The sequence below is a fragment of the Polynucleobacter rarus genome (genome assembly GCF_003072505.1).
GTDB classification, from domain to species: Bacteria; Pseudomonadota; Gammaproteobacteria; order Burkholderiales; family Burkholderiaceae; genus Polynucleobacter; species Polynucleobacter rarus.
Genome location: NZ_NTGB01000001.1, coordinates 1,765,348 through 1,784,444 on the forward strand (window position 1 = coordinate 1,765,348; position 19,097 = coordinate 1,784,444).

Annotated in this window: 22 protein-coding genes, 1 tRNA gene and 1 pseudogene; 10 read left to right on the forward strand and 14 right to left on the reverse strand. The window is 37.7% G+C overall.

Going from position 1 to position 19,097, the window contains the following annotated elements; translation table 11 throughout:
* The first annotated feature begins 11 nt into the window (after positions 1 to 11).
* Positions 12 to 902 carry a tRNA glutamyl-Q(34) synthetase GluQRS gene (gluQRS, locus tag AOC35_RS08365; RefSeq protein ID WP_108646649.1) on the forward strand — a complete coding sequence of 297 codons (891 nt, stop codon included), beginning with the start codon at positions 12 to 14 and terminating at the stop codon, positions 900 to 902.
* Here the strand turns inward: gluQRS and AOC35_RS08370 are convergent, their stop codons facing one another.
* The 9 genes from AOC35_RS08370 to queG all read right to left on the reverse strand — a co-directional run bounded on the left by AOC35_RS08370 (position 903) and on the right by queG (position 7,852).
* Complete coding sequence (locus AOC35_RS08370; RefSeq protein ID WP_108646650.1) at positions 903 to 2,240, reverse strand: DEAD/DEAH box helicase; 1,338 nt, start codon at positions 2,238 to 2,240, stop codon at positions 903 to 905. It lies immediately after the preceding gene.
* Positions 2,241 to 2,303: 63 nt separating this feature from the next.
* Positions 2,304 to 2,714 (reverse strand): heme-binding protein, encoded by a 411-nt coding sequence (locus AOC35_RS08375; RefSeq protein WP_108646651.1) that lies wholly within the window; start codon positions 2,712 to 2,714, stop codon positions 2,304 to 2,306.
* Positions 2,715 to 2,755: 41 nt separating this feature from the next.
* Positions 2,756 to 3,178 (reverse strand): hypothetical protein, encoded by a 423-nt coding sequence (locus AOC35_RS08380; protein WP_108646652.1) that lies wholly within the window; start codon positions 3,176 to 3,178, stop codon positions 2,756 to 2,758.
* Positions 3,175 to 4,062, reverse strand: coding sequence for an FAD:protein FMN transferase (locus AOC35_RS08385; RefSeq protein ID WP_108646653.1), 888 nt, complete (start codon positions 4,060 to 4,062; stop codon positions 3,175 to 3,177). The genes AOC35_RS08380 and AOC35_RS08385 overlap by 4 nt, the downstream gene beginning before the upstream one ends.
* Positions 4,049 to 4,600: an FMN-binding protein gene (locus tag AOC35_RS08390; protein WP_159077526.1), complete on the reverse strand. Its 552-nt coding sequence runs from the start codon at positions 4,598 to 4,600 to the stop codon at positions 4,049 to 4,051. The genes AOC35_RS08385 and AOC35_RS08390 overlap by 14 nt, the downstream gene beginning before the upstream one ends.
* Positions 4,601 to 4,615: 15 nt before the next feature.
* Complete coding sequence (locus AOC35_RS08395; protein ID WP_211307494.1) at positions 4,616 to 5,515, reverse strand: DUF6662 family protein; 900 nt, start codon at positions 5,513 to 5,515, stop codon at positions 4,616 to 4,618.
* A 102-nt stretch (positions 5,516 to 5,617) separates the two neighbouring features.
* Positions 5,618 to 5,965 (reverse strand): AzlD domain-containing protein, encoded by a 348-nt coding sequence (locus AOC35_RS08400; RefSeq protein ID WP_108646655.1) that lies wholly within the window; start codon positions 5,963 to 5,965, stop codon positions 5,618 to 5,620.
* Positions 5,965 to 6,717 (reverse strand): AzlC family ABC transporter permease, encoded by a 753-nt coding sequence (locus AOC35_RS08405; protein ID WP_108646656.1) that lies wholly within the window; start codon positions 6,715 to 6,717, stop codon positions 5,965 to 5,967. Before AOC35_RS08405 ends, AOC35_RS08400 begins: the two co-directional genes overlap by 1 nt.
* Before the next feature lie 19 nt (positions 6,718 to 6,736).
* Positions 6,737 to 7,852, reverse strand: a complete 1,116-nt coding sequence (gene queG, locus AOC35_RS08410; protein WP_108646657.1) for a tRNA epoxyqueuosine(34) reductase QueG — start codon at positions 7,850 to 7,852, stop codon at positions 6,737 to 6,739.
* Between the two features lie 2 nt (positions 7,853 to 7,854).
* Here queG and tsaE point away from each other — a divergent pair, with 2 nt between their 5' ends.
* Together tsaE and AOC35_RS08420 are read left to right on the forward strand one after the other, a co-directional pair.
* Positions 7,855 to 8,370, forward strand: a complete 516-nt coding sequence (gene tsaE / locus AOC35_RS08415) for a tRNA (adenosine(37)-N6)-threonylcarbamoyltransferase complex ATPase subunit type 1 TsaE (protein WP_108646658.1) — start codon at positions 7,855 to 7,857, stop codon at positions 8,368 to 8,370.
* Positions 8,367 to 9,656 carry an N-acetylmuramoyl-L-alanine amidase gene (locus AOC35_RS08420; protein WP_108646659.1) on the forward strand — a complete coding sequence of 430 codons (1,290 nt, stop codon included), beginning with the start codon at positions 8,367 to 8,369 and terminating at the stop codon, positions 9,654 to 9,656. Before tsaE ends, AOC35_RS08420 begins: the two co-directional genes overlap by 4 nt.
* A gap of 8 nt (positions 9,657 to 9,664) precedes the next feature.
* Here the strand turns inward: AOC35_RS08420 and AOC35_RS08425 are convergent, their stop codons facing one another.
* Entirely contained in the window at positions 9,665 to 10,237 is a 573-nt protein-coding gene (locus tag AOC35_RS08425) for a YqhA family protein (protein WP_108646660.1), read from the reverse strand.
* 149 nt (positions 10,238 to 10,386) lie between these two features.
* On the opposite strand from AOC35_RS08425, the gene AOC35_RS08430 reads away from it, so the two are divergent.
* From AOC35_RS08430 to AOC35_RS08450, 5 genes are all read left to right on the forward strand, one after another.
* A tRNA-Lys gene (locus tag AOC35_RS08430) sits at positions 10,387 to 10,462 on the forward strand.
* Between the two features lie 104 nt (positions 10,463 to 10,566).
* Positions 10,567 to 11,790, forward strand: coding sequence for a tyrosine-type recombinase/integrase (locus AOC35_RS08435; RefSeq protein ID WP_108646661.1), 1,224 nt, complete (start codon positions 10,567 to 10,569; stop codon positions 11,788 to 11,790).
* 86 nt (positions 11,791 to 11,876) lie between these two features.
* Entirely contained in the window at positions 11,877 to 12,323 is a 447-nt protein-coding gene (locus AOC35_RS08440) for a hypothetical protein (RefSeq protein WP_108646662.1), read from the forward strand.
* 449 nt (positions 12,324 to 12,772) lie between these two features.
* The gene (locus tag AOC35_RS08445; RefSeq protein ID WP_108646663.1) at positions 12,773 to 13,345 is read left to right on the forward strand and encodes a hypothetical protein; all 573 of its coding nucleotides are present in this window, start codon (positions 12,773 to 12,775) and stop codon (positions 13,343 to 13,345) included.
* A gap of 92 nt (positions 13,346 to 13,437) precedes the next feature.
* Positions 13,438 to 13,902: a hypothetical protein gene (locus AOC35_RS08450; protein WP_108646664.1), complete on the forward strand. Its 465-nt coding sequence runs from the start codon at positions 13,438 to 13,440 to the stop codon at positions 13,900 to 13,902.
* 188 nt (positions 13,903 to 14,090) lie between these two features.
* On the opposite strand, the gene AOC35_RS08455 is transcribed toward AOC35_RS08450, so the two are convergent.
* The gene (locus tag AOC35_RS08455) at positions 14,091 to 14,411 is read right to left on the reverse strand and encodes a hypothetical protein (RefSeq protein ID WP_108646665.1); all 321 of its coding nucleotides are present in this window, start codon (positions 14,409 to 14,411) and stop codon (positions 14,091 to 14,093) included.
* Between the two features lie 346 nt (positions 14,412 to 14,757).
* A complete protein-coding gene (locus AOC35_RS08460) occupies positions 14,758 to 15,756 on the reverse strand; it encodes a hypothetical protein (RefSeq protein ID WP_108646666.1) in 999 nt (332 codons plus the stop codon).
* A gap of 235 nt (positions 15,757 to 15,991) precedes the next feature.
* Here AOC35_RS08460 and AOC35_RS08465 point away from each other — a divergent pair, with 235 nt between their 5' ends.
* On the forward strand, positions 15,992 to 16,804 hold the full coding sequence (locus AOC35_RS08465; RefSeq protein WP_108646667.1) for a hypothetical protein: 813 nt from the start codon (positions 15,992 to 15,994) through the stop codon (positions 16,802 to 16,804).
* Positions 16,805 to 16,873: 69 nt separating this feature from the next.
* On the forward strand, positions 16,874 to 17,506 hold the full coding sequence (locus AOC35_RS08470) for a hypothetical protein (protein ID WP_108646668.1): 633 nt from the start codon (positions 16,874 to 16,876) through the stop codon (positions 17,504 to 17,506).
* Positions 17,507 to 17,595: 89 nt separating this feature from the next.
* On the opposite strand, the gene AOC35_RS08475 is transcribed toward AOC35_RS08470, so the two are convergent.
* Together AOC35_RS08475 and AOC35_RS08480 are read right to left on the reverse strand one after the other, a co-directional pair.
* A complete protein-coding gene (locus tag AOC35_RS08475) occupies positions 17,596 to 18,165 on the reverse strand; it encodes a tyrosine-type recombinase/integrase (protein WP_108646669.1) in 570 nt (189 codons plus the stop codon).
* A 444-nt stretch (positions 18,166 to 18,609) separates the two neighbouring features.
* Positions 18,610 to 19,097: pseudogene (locus AOC35_RS08480) on the reverse strand (GIY-YIG nuclease family protein); the annotation flags it as partial.

The window sequence follows — 19,097 nt, forward strand, 5'->3', positions numbered from 1 at the left end:
TCAATTTTAATATGGATTTAACCAATTACCGTGGCAGATTTGCCCCTTCCCCTACGGGGCTTTTACACATTGGATCTTTGGCAACTGCGCTCGCAAGTTGGTTGGATGCCAAAGCATCTAACGGAGTTTGGATAGTAAGAATTGAAGATATAGATACGACCAGAGCACAACCTGATGCCAGCGAAGGAATTCTGAACCAATTAGCCAGATTTGGACTGATCAGCGACGAAAAGGTAATCTTTCAGTCAAATCGAATACCTGTTTATCAACAATACTTAAACTCTCTTCAAGAAAAAGGTGTTATTTATACCTGCGGATGCTCCAGGAAAAAAATACAGAACTACTATGAGGAACTTGGCGAAATCATCTTCCCCCACCAAGAAATAGTTTATCCAGGATTTTGTAGACGTAATCCTCCAAATCATCAAACTCCAGGGGCATTACGTATAAAAATTCCCGACAATACCATAGTGAATCAACAATGGCTCAATAAAGAAGTGGGAGATTTTATATTGCAGAGGGCTGATGGTGTTTTCAGTTACCAGTTAGCAGTGGTCATTGATGATCATTATCAAAATATTACCCATGTTGTGCGTGGAGCAGACTTAGCAACAAATACACCTAGACAAATATGGCTCCAGCAAGTTTTAGAGTTTCACACCCCAACTTATCGACACATCCCTTTAGTTCTGGATCCAACAGGCAATAAACTTTCAAAACAAAATAAAGCAGAGCCTCTATGGCCACAAACAACCGAAGCAATATTAGGAAATTTAGCAAGAATAGCCGAGCATTTAGGCTTAAATCTGCCTTTAGACCAACCCAAAACAATTTCTAGTTGGCTGCATTATGCAGTCAAGGCTTGGCGTGACCAAAAGCGATTAGGCATACCGACTGGTTAGTTAACTCTTCTTTTTATTGCCGAGTAAAGCACCTACAGTTCGAACAGTTGAAGTTGGCTTAGGATTAGAATTCGGGGGGACTGAATCAGCACTTCCTGCAACGGATCCCTGATAAGGAAGATAAAAAAGTGGATCCGCTGATAAATCCCCAGAAACATCAGGGGCTGGAATTTGGATCAAGGGTTTTTTAGTTAACTTCTCAATGTCTTGCAGTAACTTCATTTCCGACGGATCTACTAAAGCAATTGCATCACCTTTAGCTCCTGCTCTACCGGTTCTACCGATACGATGGACATAATCTTCAGCGCTATAAGGGAGTTCATAATTAATCACACAGGGCATACTCGATATATCCAATCCACGAGCTGCTACATCTGTTGCAACGAGAGCATCAATATCGCCTTTTTTAAAGCCATCTAATATGCTCATTCTTTCTAATTGACTTTTATCACCATGAATCGCGGCAGCTTTAATACCTGCGTTTTCAAGCGACTTTGCCAATCTTGAACAGCCAATTTTGCTGTTCGAGAAAATGATGCATTGGTTTGGCAAACCTTGTCTTTTTCTGGCTAGCAATACATTTTTTAAAACTTGTAATTTTTTATCAGTACTGACTTTATGAACTACCTGCGTTACCGTATCAGCAGTCGCATTCTGACGGGACACTTCAATCGTAATTGGATCGATTAAGTAGCTCTGAGCTAATTTTTTAATTTCTGGGGAAAAGGTCGCTGAAAACAATAATGTTTGACGATTTTTCGGAATCAAGGAAAGAATTTTTTGTAAATCAGGTAAAAATCCCATATCAAGCATACGATCTGCTTCATCAAGAATCAAAAATTGGACTTGGCTTAAATTCGCTGTTTTTTGACTAATATGGTCTAAAAGTCTGCCAGGCGTTGCAATCAGAAGCTCTACACCATTTCTCAGCAGTTGAGTTTGAGGGGTAATATCAACTCCACCAAAAACTACAGCTGTCCTAATAGGGGTGTATTTAGAGTATTTAAAAGCATTTTCAGCAACTTGATCACTTAGCTCTCGAGTAGGGGTTAGAACCAAAGCTCTTAAAGGGTGACGCGCTGGTGAGGAGCTCGTATTTGCCATTGGCAAGAGCATTTCGAGTATAGGTAGGACAAAGGCTGCCGTCTTACCAGTGCCAGTCTGAGCAGCACCCATCACATCTCGGCCGGCTAAAACATGAGGAATCGCTTGAGCCTGAATAGGGGTAGGAATGGTATAGCCCTGCTCTTCAACCGCCTTTAAAATCAAATCTGACTTAAGGAAAGAAGAGAAAGTAACTCCAGGGACAACGGCTAAGTCGTTCTCTGGAGTATTCATTTCTGAAGTATTTGGGGGTGTATTTTCTATCACAGCCCTCTATTATGAGGGCAAATGCTTTTTTCAACCTAAAGTTGCAATTCCAGCCTTAGCAATGAGAGCGTCATCTGAGGATTTAACACCTGAAACACCAACCGCACCAATGGTATTTCCGTCAATCACAATATTCACGCCACCTTCTAAAACACCATGTAATACAGGGGTTGCACCTAAAAAGGCAGTACGGCCTTGATTAATAATGTCTTCATATATTTTTGACTCTCTTCTACCCAAAGCAGCCGCTTTGGCTTTTTCTTGAGAAATATAAGTTGTAACAGGAGCGGCACCATCCAAACGTAAAAGGCCTAATAAGTGGCCCCCATCATCAACTACAGAGATGGTTACTGCCCAATTATTATCTTTTGCGAACTGCTGTGAAGCTTGTAAAATTTTTGAAACGTCTTCTTGGGTTAAATACACACGATTTGCTGGCATTAGGATTCTCCATTTAAATTTAAGCTGAATTAAAGTATTTCCTAGTGATTATATTTAGGTTTTTTCATCGAACGATAAATTTTTCCAAAATGGAGATGACATAGGAAAGAAAAGAATATTAAAAACCCCATCAGTACATGTAAAACATGCATTATTTCTCTTGCTTCTAAATTTCCATAATATAAGAAAAATATAGTCACAAAATTAAGTAATAACGCTACGAAAAAAATTAATCCCCACTTCATCTTTTTCCCATCTTTTAAATAATGAAGTGCGTGACCATTCAAACTCATACCAAAGATAATGAATAGTATCTGCCCAGTAATACCGTGAATAACTATCCACTCGCGATACTCGCTTGGAAATCGTTCAAGAATATCCTGATAAAAAAAACTCCAAACGCCTGTTAAGCAACAAACAAATCCAACTGAAAAGGTACTAATTCGTTGAAATTTTTTCATCATACTAAATATACTTTTGAGTTGTCTGCATTCCTTTGGACTAGGTATCCTTTAGCATCCAATATTTCAAAGTAATCAGCACTCGGATTTTGATCAACCGCTAAGGCTTTAGTTAATGCATCAGCCAACATACAACTTTTAGCCGTCACAGTGAACACCTTTTCACCAATGATGGGTATTTGTTGATAAGGATTAATCAGATGTTTAGATTGAACTACTGCCGATTCATCTCTGATTAAACTGGATGAACTAGCAACTGCGATATTTGATAGTTTTCCAAAATCAATTAACTCTGTTTTTTCACCTAACTGACGTAGCAATATTTTCCTTGGCACACTTCCTAAAATTCTTAAATCTCCGCCAGCATTCACAATTGCATTTTCAACGCCGTAACTTTTAAGAAGATTGATTGCTCGATCAACTGCATAACCTTTAGCAATACCACCTAAATCCAATAAAACAGGGTGATGAATTCTGATTGAATGATTTCCCTCCAACTCAATATTTGCGATGGAATAATTACCTAAGAGGTGACTAAACTCTTCCATATGAGGTCGCAATCCCCACCTACTTAATACATGGCCAACTCCACAATCAAAAGCACCTTTCGTTATTTCATGAAGATATTTTGCGGTTTGAAGAACTTCAAATGTCCAAGGATGTATTTCTAAAGAGGGTTTGTTAAGTAAGCTTACAGTTTGATTGATAATTGAAATATCACTACGTGGTTCAAAAATCGACATCAGATAATCCACTCTTTCAATTTCTCTGAATGCAGCCGCAATCACAGACTCTAAATTTAATTTTTTTTTATCTTTAGGGGAATCAGATTCAAAATCAATTTGAATTTCGATAAAAGTTCCCAACAACGGTTTACAACGTATCATGAGATTTTAATTTTTTCAGTAACAGTGAATGAAGTGCCATTAATCGTCTAATGCCATCTGTGACGTGCTTGCATGATAATGTCGCTCCAGAAATATTTTCAATGTCTTCATTGAGCCGAATTTTATGGATTGAATTTTTATCGATAAATTGCTTGCGCCAGCTTAGCTCTCTAATTTGATGCCCGTAGGATTCGTTATATTGAAGAATTTGAACTTCTTTAACATTTCCAAAATGGTCGATTCCTAATCCATAAGTAATCATTTCATGCTTTCCAACTACTTCATCAACAATGAACCAAGATCCATCACCCGCTAACCAAAATTGACTATTAGTTAGTGGATGATGAATTCCAGATATTTTCTTCAGTTGTTTACGAATTTCGGCTGATATCTCAAATTGAACTTTCGAAAAATATTTACCAGGAAACATGACTTGTTTTGCTTCTTCAGCTGACATATATGTTTTTGCAATGACCGTGGGACTCACTCCCCCAAGCAGGGAGAGTGAAATCGTGAGCGGTAATAATGAATTTCTCAAGATGAAAACGCCTTTTTAAAAAGGAACACCAACCTTCAACATATATTCATTTCTTCCGTGGCTATCCCACACCATGCCATCAGAACACTCTGCGTCACCAGGGGCCCAACAATCACCACCGATTTGCGTTCTCATGGCCATCGTTACCCAGAAATCTTTATTTGCATAGTGGATGTTTGGTCCTATGAAATGCGCTCTTTGAGTTTGTGAAGCAAAGCTAAATCCGTCATAATCATTATGAAAACGATATTCAAAACCTAAACTCCAATTAGGTGCAACTCGGTAGGAAAGACCGCCAACGAAGTCTAAAACAATTTCTTCAATTGGTTCTTCATCAAACTTTAGTTTTTCTGCTTCAAAAACTAAATTTCCTACGAGCTGTAAGCGATCATCTAAAAAATTCGATTGGACTATAAGGCGCGTTTCGATTGCGTCTTTTAAACGACCAAAAGTTGGTTCAAAGTAGACTCCAACTCCAACAGGTGATGTCAGGGGATTGGTAATCCGCCAAATTGCTTCTAGCGAAATACCGTCAATACCTTTTGAACTATAACTTGGATCTTCGACGAATGCCCCTGATACGCCATATCCTCCAGTACAGGAACTCAAGGATTCAGAACAAGCATCTGGGTTAGTGTAGTTTTTTGCAGATTGAATGGAGTAAGTGTTTAAGTATCCAGCTAATTGAATATTATCGGTGAGACCATACTCAACCTCTGAGCGTCCTTGCCAGTAATCATAAGTACCAGTGGCATGACCTCTAGTAAGTTGAAGGCGTTGTTCAACCTCCCATTTTCCTTTTGGTTGTAAATCTAAACCGTAAACCCAACCAAAATTACTTTCTCCCGCGTGAACAGCAAACCCAACAATCGTCATCCCGATGATGATGGATTTTATTAACTTTTTACTTTGCATCTTTACCTCGTTTTGAATGAATAAAACACTATATTAATGAGAATGATTCTCATTGGTGTTTTATTAAACGTAGGTTTAAAAGGCCTTTTAAAATTAAGGTTTTTAGAAATAGCCCTTAATGAAGTCGTACAACATGATTAATACACAGCCCAAAATAAGAGCTGGTACCAAGCGACCTTTCTTACTGATCATTAATAAAAAGCAGACAATACAGACAAAAATACGATAAGACATTGATACCTGAGATAACAAACCGACCGGTAACAAAATTAATTTAAAAGTGAGAGCGCCAAGAATCGCATAGGTAACAGCCGATAACCATTTAAAAATTTCACCGTCTTTATCAATTTTTCCTGAGGCTAAGACTCCCAATCCTCGCCAAAAATAAGTTGCTAGAATGACGAAAATTAATGCGCTCCACAATTTGTTTTCAGTAAAAAAAGCATCCATTAATTTTTACTCCTTGAAAACTTCCTGAAGAAAAAATCAATTAAATAAATTAATGAACCAACCCCTACTCCACTAATTAAAAGTGCATTAGAAGGGTAATATTGAAAAAAATAAATACTGGATACCCCTCCAAACACAATCGCCAATTGATTACTGCGAATTGGAACCTCAGTAAAAGACATCAGAAAAAAAAGCGGATTTACGAATAACAATGCATAAGTTACCCAAATTGGTACTGCATCAGAAAGCCAGTATCCAATGAGTGTTGCTGGCAAACTAATCAATAAACAAATCGTCCCAATGCCGACAAAATAGCCATATCGCAATTCGTTTTTAAGCTTTGGAAACTCCAACATACAATAGGTCCAAGCACTCATTGCAACTAAATGAACTGTTAAGAGCCTGGGAGGCTCTTTCAATTCTTTTGGGATTTGGGGAAATAAAGTTAGAGTCATCGTCAGAAAACGAGCTGATGTGATGGCGACTGCAAAGGCTATTGCGCTGGCCGAGGCCCCAACCGATACCATCTCCACAAATACAACCTGACCAGGAAGAGCAAAGACAGATAGAGAAATAAACGTAGCAAAAAATGGATCTAAGCCAACACCATGACTCATTGCTCCAAACCCCATCATACCCGCCACGAGAACCGGCGCAGGCCCTACTAAGCCATTTTTAACACCTAACCAAAATGCACTTCTAAAAGAGGATGTAGACAAACTTTCCGTTTTTGAGTTTTTTAATTCTTCCATGTCGGTATTTTAATGGCTTTTAAGGATTTAAAGCCCAAGCTATATGCTCATCGACTAGTTCTGAAATACAACCATATTGATTTTTTAATAGTTCAGTAATTTTTGATTTTTGACTAACTGAGATTTGCTCACTTCTCAAATAATTACCGAGCGCTACCGATACATTTCTCATCCAACGCTCATACCCAATCCTATAAATTGCACTACCTTGCATTTTGCTATCAAAATCTTCTTTCTTCCAGCCAAATACTTCCTCCAGCGAACTACAATCCAACTGATTTCGCACGTCAAAATCAGCTAAGGTAGAATTTTTAGCAAACTTATTCCAATGACAAACCAATTGGCAGTCATCACAACCATAAACATGGTTTCCCATCAAAGACCTAAGTTCTAAAGGAATAGATCCCGGATGTTCAATCGTTAGGTATGAAATACATCGATTAGCATCAATTTGAAATGGCGCAAGGATTGCTTTGGTTGGGCACAAATCAATGCAGTCTTGGCAGCTGCCACAATGATTAGAGACTGGTTCATCAACAGGTAATGGGATATCAACGAAGATTTCCCCTAAAAAATACATAGAACCTGCTTGGCGATTTAAATTAAGGGTATGTTTACCTCTCCAGCCAAGTCCTGATTTAGTCGCAAGGGCGACCTCTAAAACCGGAGCTGAGTCGACTAAAACACGATACTTTAAGTCAGCAATTTTTTCTTCTAATAACTTAGCAATCACTAAAAGATTTTTTCTTAAGACCTTATGGTAATCTCGGCCTCTTGCATAGACTGAAACGATTGCCTGAGAGGCATCTTTTAATTGAAGAAGCTCTTTGGAACGAAAATCTTCAGTTAAATGATTTACGTTGTTATCGTCTTTAACTCTGGGTAAATAGTCCATTCGAAAACAAATAGATCGAACTACACCCGGTAATAAATCATTAGGGTTAGCTCGCAAATTCGCATGCCGACTCATATAATGCATTTGACCATGGTGACCTTTTCTCAACCATTCTTGAAAATAAGGTACCTCTTGGGTAAGATCCAGGTCGGATATTTTTACGTCGCTAAAACCCAATTCTTTTGCTTGGCCTTTCAGCCAGTGTAAGATTTCAGTGTAATTTTCATTTTCGGATGTCATTAATGCCTATTTTAAGTAATTCCCCGCCACTATATTGGAATACTGAGACTGATTGTGAAAAATCAGCTTTAAACCTTGGCGTATCACTTCAGAGTCACGTTCAAACCCATCCAATCACTCATATTTGGCTTATCGGTGATTTGGGAACTGGAAAAACCACTTTTGTCCGTTACTTACTAAGATCATTTGGCTTTATGGGTAAAGTTAAAAGTCCGACGTATAACCTCTGCGAACCCTACAAAATAATAATTAAGAATCATCCTTATGACTTTCATCACTTTGATTTATATCGAATGAACAGTTCCAGAGAGTGGGAAGAAGCAGGCTTTAAAGATATCCTAACTAATCCTGGTGTGTGTCTCATTGAATGGCCAGAAAAAGCCAATGGTACTCTACCAAAACCAGACCTTATTTATAATCTTATCTATCACAGCGAATCATCCAGAGAAGTAACAATTTCAGCAAGCAGTAAGCACGGCAGCATTTTATTAGAGAGCCTTACAACTTTAAAAGAATGAATCAAGAAAAACGTCATTCACTGTTGAAATTAATCAGCTATTCAGCATTTGTCCCGACTGCCTTAGTTTTAGGGCCAATAGAATTAGCCAAGGGAGCCAGTTTATTGGGTATTCGTATTTGGCCTGCTGAAGAATATACAAGAGTGACTCTTGAAACTGACGAAATCTTAGAAATTAAACATCAATTAATTACCGATCCTAATCGTCTCGTTGTTGATATCCAAGGTCTAGAATTAAATTCAACTATCAAAGATATCGTTGCGAAAGTTCAAAAAAATGATCCTTATATTGCTAGTGTTAGAGTCGGTCAATACCAACCCAAAGTAGTTCGATTAGTCTTTGATTTAAAGGAAGAGATTATTCCGCAGCTCTTTAAATTAGACCCAGTTGGCAATTATAAAAACAGACTAGTATTTGATTTGATTCCTAAATCACCCCCTGATCTAATGACCATCTTTTTAAGAGACAACATGAACCCTCTTGAAGAGGATGACGCAATTGCACAGATCACAAAAGATAAGTTAAGGCAAATCCCTCAGAATCAATTACCAGAAACTTTTGTGGCAATACCTAAATCAACAAAACGTCGATTTACACGCATGATTACGATTGCCATTGATCCCGGTCATGGTGGTGAAGACCCAGGTGCCGTTGGCTCAACGGGCGTCATGGAAAAAGATATTGTCTTATCAATTGGCAAGAAATTAAGAGATTTGTTTGATGATGCCGCTGACTTTAGAACACTACTAACTAGAGATGCAGATTATTTTCTGCCCCTAGGAGCCAGAGTTCAAAAAGCACGTAAAGTACAAGCAGACTTTTTCATATCTATTCATGCAGATGCTTATTTACTTCCACATGCTAAGGGCGCATCCGTATTTGCTTTATCTCAACAAGGAGCTTCATCAACTACCGCAAGGTGGATGGCCAATAAAGAGAATTCTGCTGATTTAATTGGCGGATTAAATATTAAAACAAAAGACGTTGAAGTGGCCAAATTGTTATTGGACATGTCAACTACAGCTCAGATTAAAGACTCTCTAAAACTGGGAAGTTCAATCATCCAAGAGATTGGAAGTTTCGCAAATTTACACAGTAAAAAGGTGGAACAGGCGAGTTTTGCAGTTCTAAAAGCTCCTGATATTCCGTCAATCTTGGTGGAAACGGCTTTTATTAGCAATCCCGAAGAAGAGCAGAAACTAATGAATGAAACTTTTCAATTTCAAATTTCACAAGCTGTCTTTAAAGGGGTGGGGAACTTTTTAATAAAAAATCCCCCTAACTAAAATCGATATTATTGATGGTGGTTTTTTGCAGAATGCCCAATCTTTTCCATAATTGCAAATAAAACACCTGTAACTACAAAGGTAAGGTGCAAACCAATCATCCATCCTAGATTTTCTTTATCAAGATTTTCAATCTCTAAAAATGCAGCTAAAAGATGAACGCCAGATAAGGCAACAATAGAACCAATTAATTTTAATTTTAATCCTGCAAAATCAATTTCTCCCATCCATTTTGGACGATCAAAACTTTTTTCAGCAACACCAATAACAGAAACAAAATTCTCGTAACCTGAAAAAATAATTAGGATCAATAAATTTGCCAATAAAGTCTTGTCTACAATGGATAGAACACCCGTAACAAATTCAGCTTCACCGATAGACCAAAATATTGTTGCGAACTCAGCGAATTCTTTAACGAACTTTATTGCGACTAGTATTAGTGTCAATATCAACATTAGATAAAACAGACTCAAAATCCATCTACTACCAAAAATAATTTTTTCGATAGCATGTTCAATTAAGCCATCTTTATCTTCTGCTGTACTCTTTATCTCAGTGGTTGAATTGTGTAAGTCGCTCATTGTTTGTCTTCTATTTTGATTATAAGTTGTTAATTTATCATAAAAACTTAATATTTTTTTTAAAAAGTTAATTCAAACGCTACAAATTTATTTCAAAAAAATAGGCGATTGTTGAAAAAAGTTGCTATAATCTTCTTTTACCCAAATTGGGGTCGGTAGCTCAGCCGGTAGAGCAGCGGACTTTTAATCCGTTGGTCGCGAGTTCGAATCTCGCCCGACCCACCAAACAAGAGCCATAGCGTCAATGCTGTGGCTTTTTTCTTTTCTAGCGAGCGTAAATTATTTTTACGCTTGCTTACTTTAACCTCACGCTATCCCCACTTTGTTGCATGACATACGCAAAGTTAAACCAATACTCCGCACTAAACCATACATCTAACCCCAACCTCATTTACTTGCGCGATGGCGAAGTTGTTGTGTATCGCCGTAGTGCCAGTCCCCTTTATCAATGTCGCTACAAGTTAGCTGATGGACAGTGGCACAGACAATCAACACGCAAAGCAAGCATAGAGAAAGCTGTTATCGTTGCTTGCTTGCTATATGACGAAGCACGGTTTAGACAGAAGCTGGGTTTAGCACACAAAGCACAAACTTTCGCACAAATAGCGCACGGGACGCTGATAGAACTGCGAGCCCAAATAGACTTAAAGCGTGGCAGAGGTGCGTTAGATAGCTATGTCACTTGTATTGAAAAGTATTTTCTACCCTACTTCGCTGACAAGCGCATGGAAGAGCTTGTTCACAAAGACATTATTGAGTTTGAGGTCTGGCGCAACAGACAAATGAACAAACAGCCCAAAGCATCGACCCTCAACAACTTTGCGAGCGCTTGGAATAGATTGATTAAAACAGCGATTGATAGAGGCTATTTGAGTGAGAACGCAACCATTCCTCGGCTAACTACGCAAGGCATTAAAAGTAATCCTCGACCCGCATTTAACAGAACTGAGATTGATAGCTTGCTTACATACATGAAAACTTGGTGCGTTGGTGGCAGAGTAGGTATAGATAGTGAAATGCGATTATTGCTTCGCGACTACATAGAAATGTTGCTATACACAGGCATCAGGCATGGAACAGAAGCTATGGGCATATGTTGGAACAACATCGAGTGGCATACAGACAAACAAGTGCGCTACTTGCGCTTGTGGGTAGATGGCAAGACGGGTGGTCGTTGGTTGATAGCCAAGCACAAAGCAGTTGAGGTATTAGAGCGATTACACAAGAGACAAACTGACATTTGCAATATTGAGTTTGAAGAGTTATTCAAGACGAGAGTAAAACACAAGTTGTTTCGCATCAGCAACAACTACCAACCGCCCAGTTTAAATGGCACTTTTAGGAGGTTAATGCGTGATTGCGGTTTGTTGAAGAGCAATGAAGGGCAGACAAGAACTTTATACAGCCTGCGACATACCTACGCTACATTTGAACTGTTGGAAAACCACACTGACATTCATACTCTCGCCAAGCAAATGGGCAATAGTGCCGCAATGATTGAACGGCACTACAGCAAATTAACTGCAACAATGGCAGCAGAAAGGTTGGCTTGAATTTTTTTTGTGGGTTATCATACATTATCTAAATAAAAAACATTTTGGTTAAGTAGCGATTACTTACAAATCAGAAAGATATAAAAATGGAGAAAAATATACCAAATTCAACAAAGAGGGCAAGTTACACATACGCATTTAAGCAAATAAATATAGCAATAAAAGCCGCTTTTTATCTAGAAGCTATAACATTGTGCGAAAGCATTATTTCCGATAGGTTGCTTTCGCATCTAAAGGGGGTCGGAGTAAAAAAGCTTAAGCTCAAAACAACACTAGCTGATTTGATTAAAGAGTGGAATAAATTTGACAAAAAAATTATGTGGAAAGAACGTAATGACTTAATTTCTGATTTAGATAATTGGCGAGTATTTAGGAATAAATGTATACATAGCGCCGCAAAGGCTGAGCCTAACTCACCCACTATACCTATAGAAGAATTTGTTTCAAATAGTAAATTATGCTCTGAGCAAGGAAAGAAACTAGCGCGTGATATTTGTGATTGGCATAAAAAAACATTGAAAGAAGCAAAATGAAAACTTTTTTTTACTATATTTTTAAGTCTATCAACTTTTATAGCAAATGCCGAAACAACTAATTTAATAAACAAATGCTCTTGGGTACCACAACAAAATAGAAATTCCACAGAACTTCAGTCATTAAAGAAAATTGAAGAGGCAAATAACCAATCCGAACGCGACAAAGACTACTTACAAGTTACAGAAAAGGGAAGGCTATACTTTCACTCACTACCTGACGAATCTTGTAAAACAGATATTTTTATTGTTAAAGGCGATACTGTTCAAATAATTGATACATATCCAAATACCGATTTCTCTTTTAATAATTCATTTGCCCGCGTGATATATTTTTCTAAGAATATGAAAGGTGATGTCATAGGTTGGGTGAAAATGACAAATTTACGAAGACTCACAGAGTCTGAAAAAAGAAATTAATGAAACAAACACTTATCTAGGATTTTTTAATGAGAAAAATAATTGCTCTTCTCTCTGTAACATTCTTGGCATTTATTTCAGCATGCGACAATAAATCAAATCAGCAACAGTTAGTACTGCTTGCTCCACAGGTTGATGCTAATGTTAATGTTAATGCTAATGCTAGTGAATTTCCAATACCTGCCGAGCAAACAGAGTTTCAAACTACACTCAAAAAGTTTCCCCAAATGCCTGCTAATTTAAGAGGTACGAGAGAAGGTGATGTTTTTGAAGCAGATAAAATAAAATTTTTACAAAAGTGGAATGTAAAAAAGGGCAAAACCGAAGTTGAAGATGCCAACACTAGCATTGAGAATTGGATTTGTATAGCAAATACAAAGCAAGGGGAGACGGCAGCGAATAGCTGTCATCCTGTCAATACAGATAGCAGTCCGCTAACAATGTTGGCTTTTGGGTCAGAAACTAAGCTGCCAGAGGAAAAATGGTACAAAGGTGATGTATTAAAGGTTTCAGGCAATATATTTCAATCAAATTATGGTGATGGTTTCCTTTACCAGTTTTATTTAAATGATGTGGAAATCGAGATTGTTAAAAAGAAATAAGTTTATTAACTCAGGGGATTCAATATGAAAAATGAGAAGTTGATGACTAAATTATTTTTTGTTATTTTTTCGTAGGAGTTATATCTAACAATGTGCTGGCACAAGTAGTTTCGCATTGCTCTGAAAAGGAAAGAGTAGTATTTACTTGTACAACAAATTCTAAAAAAATAATTTCGTTCTGTGCTTCAAGTGACGACAAATACTTACAGTATAGATTTGGTACTTTAGATAAGATTGAACTTTTATATCCAAATCAACTTATTCAACCCAAAGGACTAATAAATGCTGAGGTTGAACCAATGCCACTCAATGATGATGGTACACGTAATGAAAACATAAATTTACAATTCAAAATTAACAGTTTCACATACTCCCTTGATTTTGAAACTGTCAGAAATTATGTAAATATTGGAAAAAAACAGGACATCAGAGAAAACTCTAGCGCTAATTTATTTGTTATGAAAGACGATAAACAAATTGCAAAATTACAATGCGCTAAGAACTCTATTTCTAATGTAACCAAAAATATCTTACGTGATTTTGATGTACTGAATTAATTTTTATAGTTTCCTCAGCTATCAAGCCTGTGCCTTCACTCGGCGCCAAAGTTCGCCTAAACACTTCAAATGTTAATTTTCTGTCCAAAACAAGATACCTGCCTGGCGAACAGTTTTAACATTTATATTGTTTTAATAATTAAAATTACCTAAAAATGTGTCATTGGAAGCGTCAAAAAAATCTACGCTTAAAGTGTGGATTCTATTACTGTTCCATCAGATTCATGTAAAGAGTTCCAACTTTGATTAAAAATATTCACATAGTTATCCTCTATCGTTCGCTGACAGTAACCTAATGCCATACCTGCTTCTAATAGGCTCAATCCTTCATCGTAGTAGGGAACGCTTACGCCAATCACCTTTTCTGTTTCTAAATAGAAAACCTCTACGTCATCTGCAAGACCCTCCAAAGCTGATTCGTAAAGAGTCTTCTGCCACTTCTCTAAATCCTCGTTTGTGACTTTATCGTTTTTTAATTTAAGATTTAGTCGCGCATATTTTGTTTCCATTATTTCCCTTTTATTAAGTTATTAAATAAAACTATAACTTATTCTTCGTGCCAGAAGGTCGTCCTGCTTTGCGTTTATAAGGTGTTGTTGTCGCTTTACTAAAATTCATGTCGGATGGAAATCTACCTCTTCTCTGCTACCAATGACGCACAGCGAACGAGCCTGCTCGCGGCAATGCTAAGCAATTCTTTTCTATCTCCTAATTAATCCTCTAATATCTCGTTTGATTCTGATTCGATAAATGACAGTGCTAAAAAAGTTTTAGGGGATAAGAAACCCAAGTTAATAGCACATGAGTTGTTGGAAAAACTCAAGTGTAGATTTTTTTTACGCTTGAGTTAGTAAGCTAGGCATTTTCAATCAAGGATTCAGCATTTTTTATATAACGGCTAACGGTGGCACTCATTTTGTTTCGTTTTGCTTGGATTGTTTCTTTGGAGTCGGTTGGTAATGGAAGCCAACTTGGGTCACCAAGCTGCAACTCAAAACCAATATCTGCCAAGGCTATCTTTGGGTTGGCTTTGACTCGCTTTTTCCAATATCGATAAATGTCCATTTTGGGTGTATCAACATGGCTCGCCTTTTTTAAGGTTTTGGGACGAGTCTTGTCGGGAAACCTACCTAATGCTGTATTCGCAATCATAGCTTCAGCGTCTCTAATATACCGACTCACAGTGGCACTCATTTTGTTTCGTTTTGCCGTTATTTCTTTTGGTGTGTCCTTGGAAGTCGGCATAAACTTTCTTACAAGTCTTAGTTCGATTCCAATATCAGCCAAAGTTTTCTTTTGGTTTGATTTGATCGACTCTTGCCATGCTTCATAAACGGTTAATGTCTGCTCTAATGCCAACACAATAGGGGTCGAGCAGAACTGATAGAGTGCAGTGCTGACTACCTTTCTTCTTCCTTTTGTTGTTTGATGCTTGTCAAGCAAAAGGAACTTGAATGATTTAAGCAGCTGAGACTTGCTTTCATTGATTGGTATGCGTGCCAATATCAAAGTGGGATTTTCAAGGACTTCGGCACATTTCTCAATATTACTGACTTGAATAATCCAGTTATTCCTTTCCTGCTCACCAAAAAGATAAGCACCTCGTTTTAGTCTTCCCCACCATAGCCTAAACTCCAACTCATACAAGTCACCAAAATCAGCATAGAGACCAGCCAGTTTCCCTTTACCGCCGTTTTGACAACACAGTCGATAATCTTCATTTTTCTGTAAGTATGCCCACCACCAATAATAAGGGGACACTTTACTGTGGCTGATTGGTAGCCTATTCTTCTCACCCCTGCCAAATCTTGGCGACTTGTATTTAAAAGTTCTCACTGAGTTAATAAGATTCACAACAACTCCAACATTTAATATAAACCTATTATGTCATATTACGTTGTAAGTGTTGTTGGTCTTATACTTTAATCATTGATAAACAACAACTTATGTGTTTATCCCTCTTTAAAAATATGAAAAGTTTTTAGTAGTAAAACAAGCGTGGTTTTTTTCGACGCTTGTATGTAGTCATTGTGTAAGCATTAGTGCGAGCACATTTTTATTAACGCCATTTACATATAAAGGAAACATTATGGCTAAGCAAACTGGTAGTAAATCTGTGGTATCTGCTACAACAATCGTTAACAAAGCTGACACGTTGGTAAAACAACGCGAAAGCTTTGAGCAGAATGAATACGCACGCAGTAATCAGCGTTTGTATGAACTTTTAGCAGAAGTTTTGGAGATGTATGAGCAGGCTAGTAGCAATAAAACTGTATTAGCTGAAACAGTGAAACAAATGAAGCACAAGTTAGAGGCTGACAAGGTTCGTGTGCAAACTAACACACTGGCACTGACACTGTTTGTGCGTTATGTTTTTCGCACTGATAGACAACGCAGTATGAACTACAGCAGAACTTTACAAGCGGCGATACAGCAGGAAATAAGTGCAAAGCAGTTAGCGCAGTTTATTGAGGACTGTGGTGGTGTTGAGTCTTGTAAGAAGCAGTTTACTAAGTCGGAGACGGTTGTAGCAAAAGAAACAACTATTGCAAGCAACATGGACGTAGTAGAAGAAACATTAGCAAATGCAGTAGAAAATCCGCTGGCAACTTTTAAGGTTGCAGAAAGTTTTGTAGCAGATACCTATAACAAAGACTTTGTTTTTGTTATTGGCAAAGCTGACAAGCAGGGAAATATTAAGGCACTCGGCACTGTGCCTGCGTATTCGGCAGTTATGACTAAGTGGGCTAAACAGCAGTTAGCGTTGTATTTTAGCAAACAGCAGGAACTTGCTAAAAAGAGCATTAATACGAAACGCAAAGTTTCAGCACTTGCTAACGCAAAGTCTGTTGTAAAAAGCAAAACGCCTACGGAGACAGTAGGCGAGTTGTTGGCTGCTTAACTTAAAAAAGTTGATTTAATAACAGGCTAAGTGTTGGCGCACTTAGCCTACTACATAAGGATATTATAAATGAATACGATTTACAAGTATCGTCCGCAAACAATAAATGAGTTTGTTTTTGCGACACAAGAGTTGGAAACAGAAATAAAACGCTATACACAAGGCAAGTCATTGTTGCCTTTGGTGTTGTATGGCAGATATGGAACTGGTAAGAGTTTGTTGGCAGACTTGATACCCAAAGCAATCGATGGCACAAATGTGATTGTTAACTACGTTAACGCTGAAGATTTAAACAATGCCAATGAGGTGCATAAGAAGTTTTATCGGTCTTCACAGTTTGACAAGCACTTTACTACTAATGGGCAAAAGCTTAACTATACAGTGGTGGAAGAAGTGAACTTTGACCCTAAAGCAAAAGGTGCCTTGCGTGTTTGTTTGGATAAAATGGCGGAAAGAGAGCTGTTTATTTTTACAACGAATGAGATTGAAAAGATAGATGGTGGTTTATTAAGTAGGGCACTAGCACTTGAAGTATTGCCTGCACCGCCAGACCGTTTTCTTTCTCACGCTAAGCAGATTTTGCAAAGTGAGGGAGTTGAGTTAGACGATCGTGTATTGCATGAAGTGTTGCAAACAGTATATGAGAACGATTACGACAATCGTGCTTACTACAAAGCATTAGACGAGATTATTGATGCTTAGTATGGTAAAACGCATTAGAGAAAATCAAAGCGTAGATTTATTTGACGCTTGACATTCGAGCCCGCTTATTCCCTTAAGCGGGCTTTTTTTTATACTAACTCGACAGCTTTACGAAGCATATCGTCGTTAGCATCCACATAGATAGCTGTGGTGGATATTGACTTATGTCCCATTAAGCGCATCAGCACACGCAAGCTTGTTCCCTGACCTGCGATCACTGTAGCGTATGTCCTCCTTCCGCTATGACTACTCGCACCACTAACCCCAGCCTTGCGATACAACCAAAAAAACCATTGAGTCAATGTATTCGCACTAAAACCCTTGGATTTTTCTGTGGCAAACAAAGGCAATGAAGAGTCTTTGACTGAGTAATGCTTCAAGTAAGAGGCTAACTCAATGCGAAGTTTCTCATTGACAAATACTACTCGCCCTTTGTTTCCCTTGGTTTGGTTTGCAGATAAACGTATCTCGCTTTTGACTGAACCATCCTCGTTTCGCACATCACATATTCTCAGTGCGGCAATCTCCCCTACTCGCATCCCACTCCAATAACTTGTCAATAGCATCGCCCTGTTTCGGATTTTGTATTTCTGTTTAGTGCTGATGTAGCGTAAAACCATATCGATTTCTGCTTGATTTAATGTTTTTGCTTGAGCCATTTCCTACCTCCATATAAGATTTTGTTGTTATTAGTATGTTTTCTTATTGGTAAAATTCCTACCTAAATCTGCCAGAAAAAGAGTTTCCAATAATCAATGACTTACAAAGTCATATTGAGCTGTGATAGGATTTTCGTAATATTCTTATGTGGTTGTAGTCAATAACCCACAGTTATAACAAGCCCTACACGCAGTTATTTAAGCGATCTGTAGCTTGCTTATTCACATAGCGAGAAAATCGCTTAATACAAAGGATTTGAGGTGTTGCTATTTAAACTACCCGATTTCAGTTAGTAGTTGTAAATATTTGTAGCGCAATATTTTTACAAAACGTGAAAGAGAAATCAGTGAAGTTTTAATCTAAGTCAGTTATGTATAAGCGAACTCAGTTCGCTTGTGATTTCATTTTTGTAACTTCAATAAAGAGAAATAATATCAAGGATATTAACCCCAAGGTAAAAGATCAGATATTGTTTTTGCTTTTAAAAGTTTTTCACGTGTTGTGTATCTAAGACCCTGTAATTGATTTCCTTTAATACCGTCGTATTTAACAGGTGATATCTCTAGGGCAGGAGTTTTAAAGTTTAGTAAATATTTCCCAGAATCACCGTAAAGTTCAATACTCTCGACTTCAGCTATATGAGTGATTGCTGAAATTGGAGCAGAGCGATAAGCAGCGATATATTTAATTTTAGTAATAGACCCTGCCGCTATTCGGATTGAATACCATCTATTCTCACCGATAAAAACCCTTTCAAAACCTTCTTCCAAAGCTGGAATAACGATGGTGTCGTAAGTTGAAGTTTGAGTTAGAGTAGAGTTATTTGAGATATCAGACTTTGTATTCACTAATATTGTTTTTGGTTTCTCAAGAGCTCTTAAACCTACTAATGGAAGAATTTGTAGAATTTCTTTTAAGAACGAATTTGTAT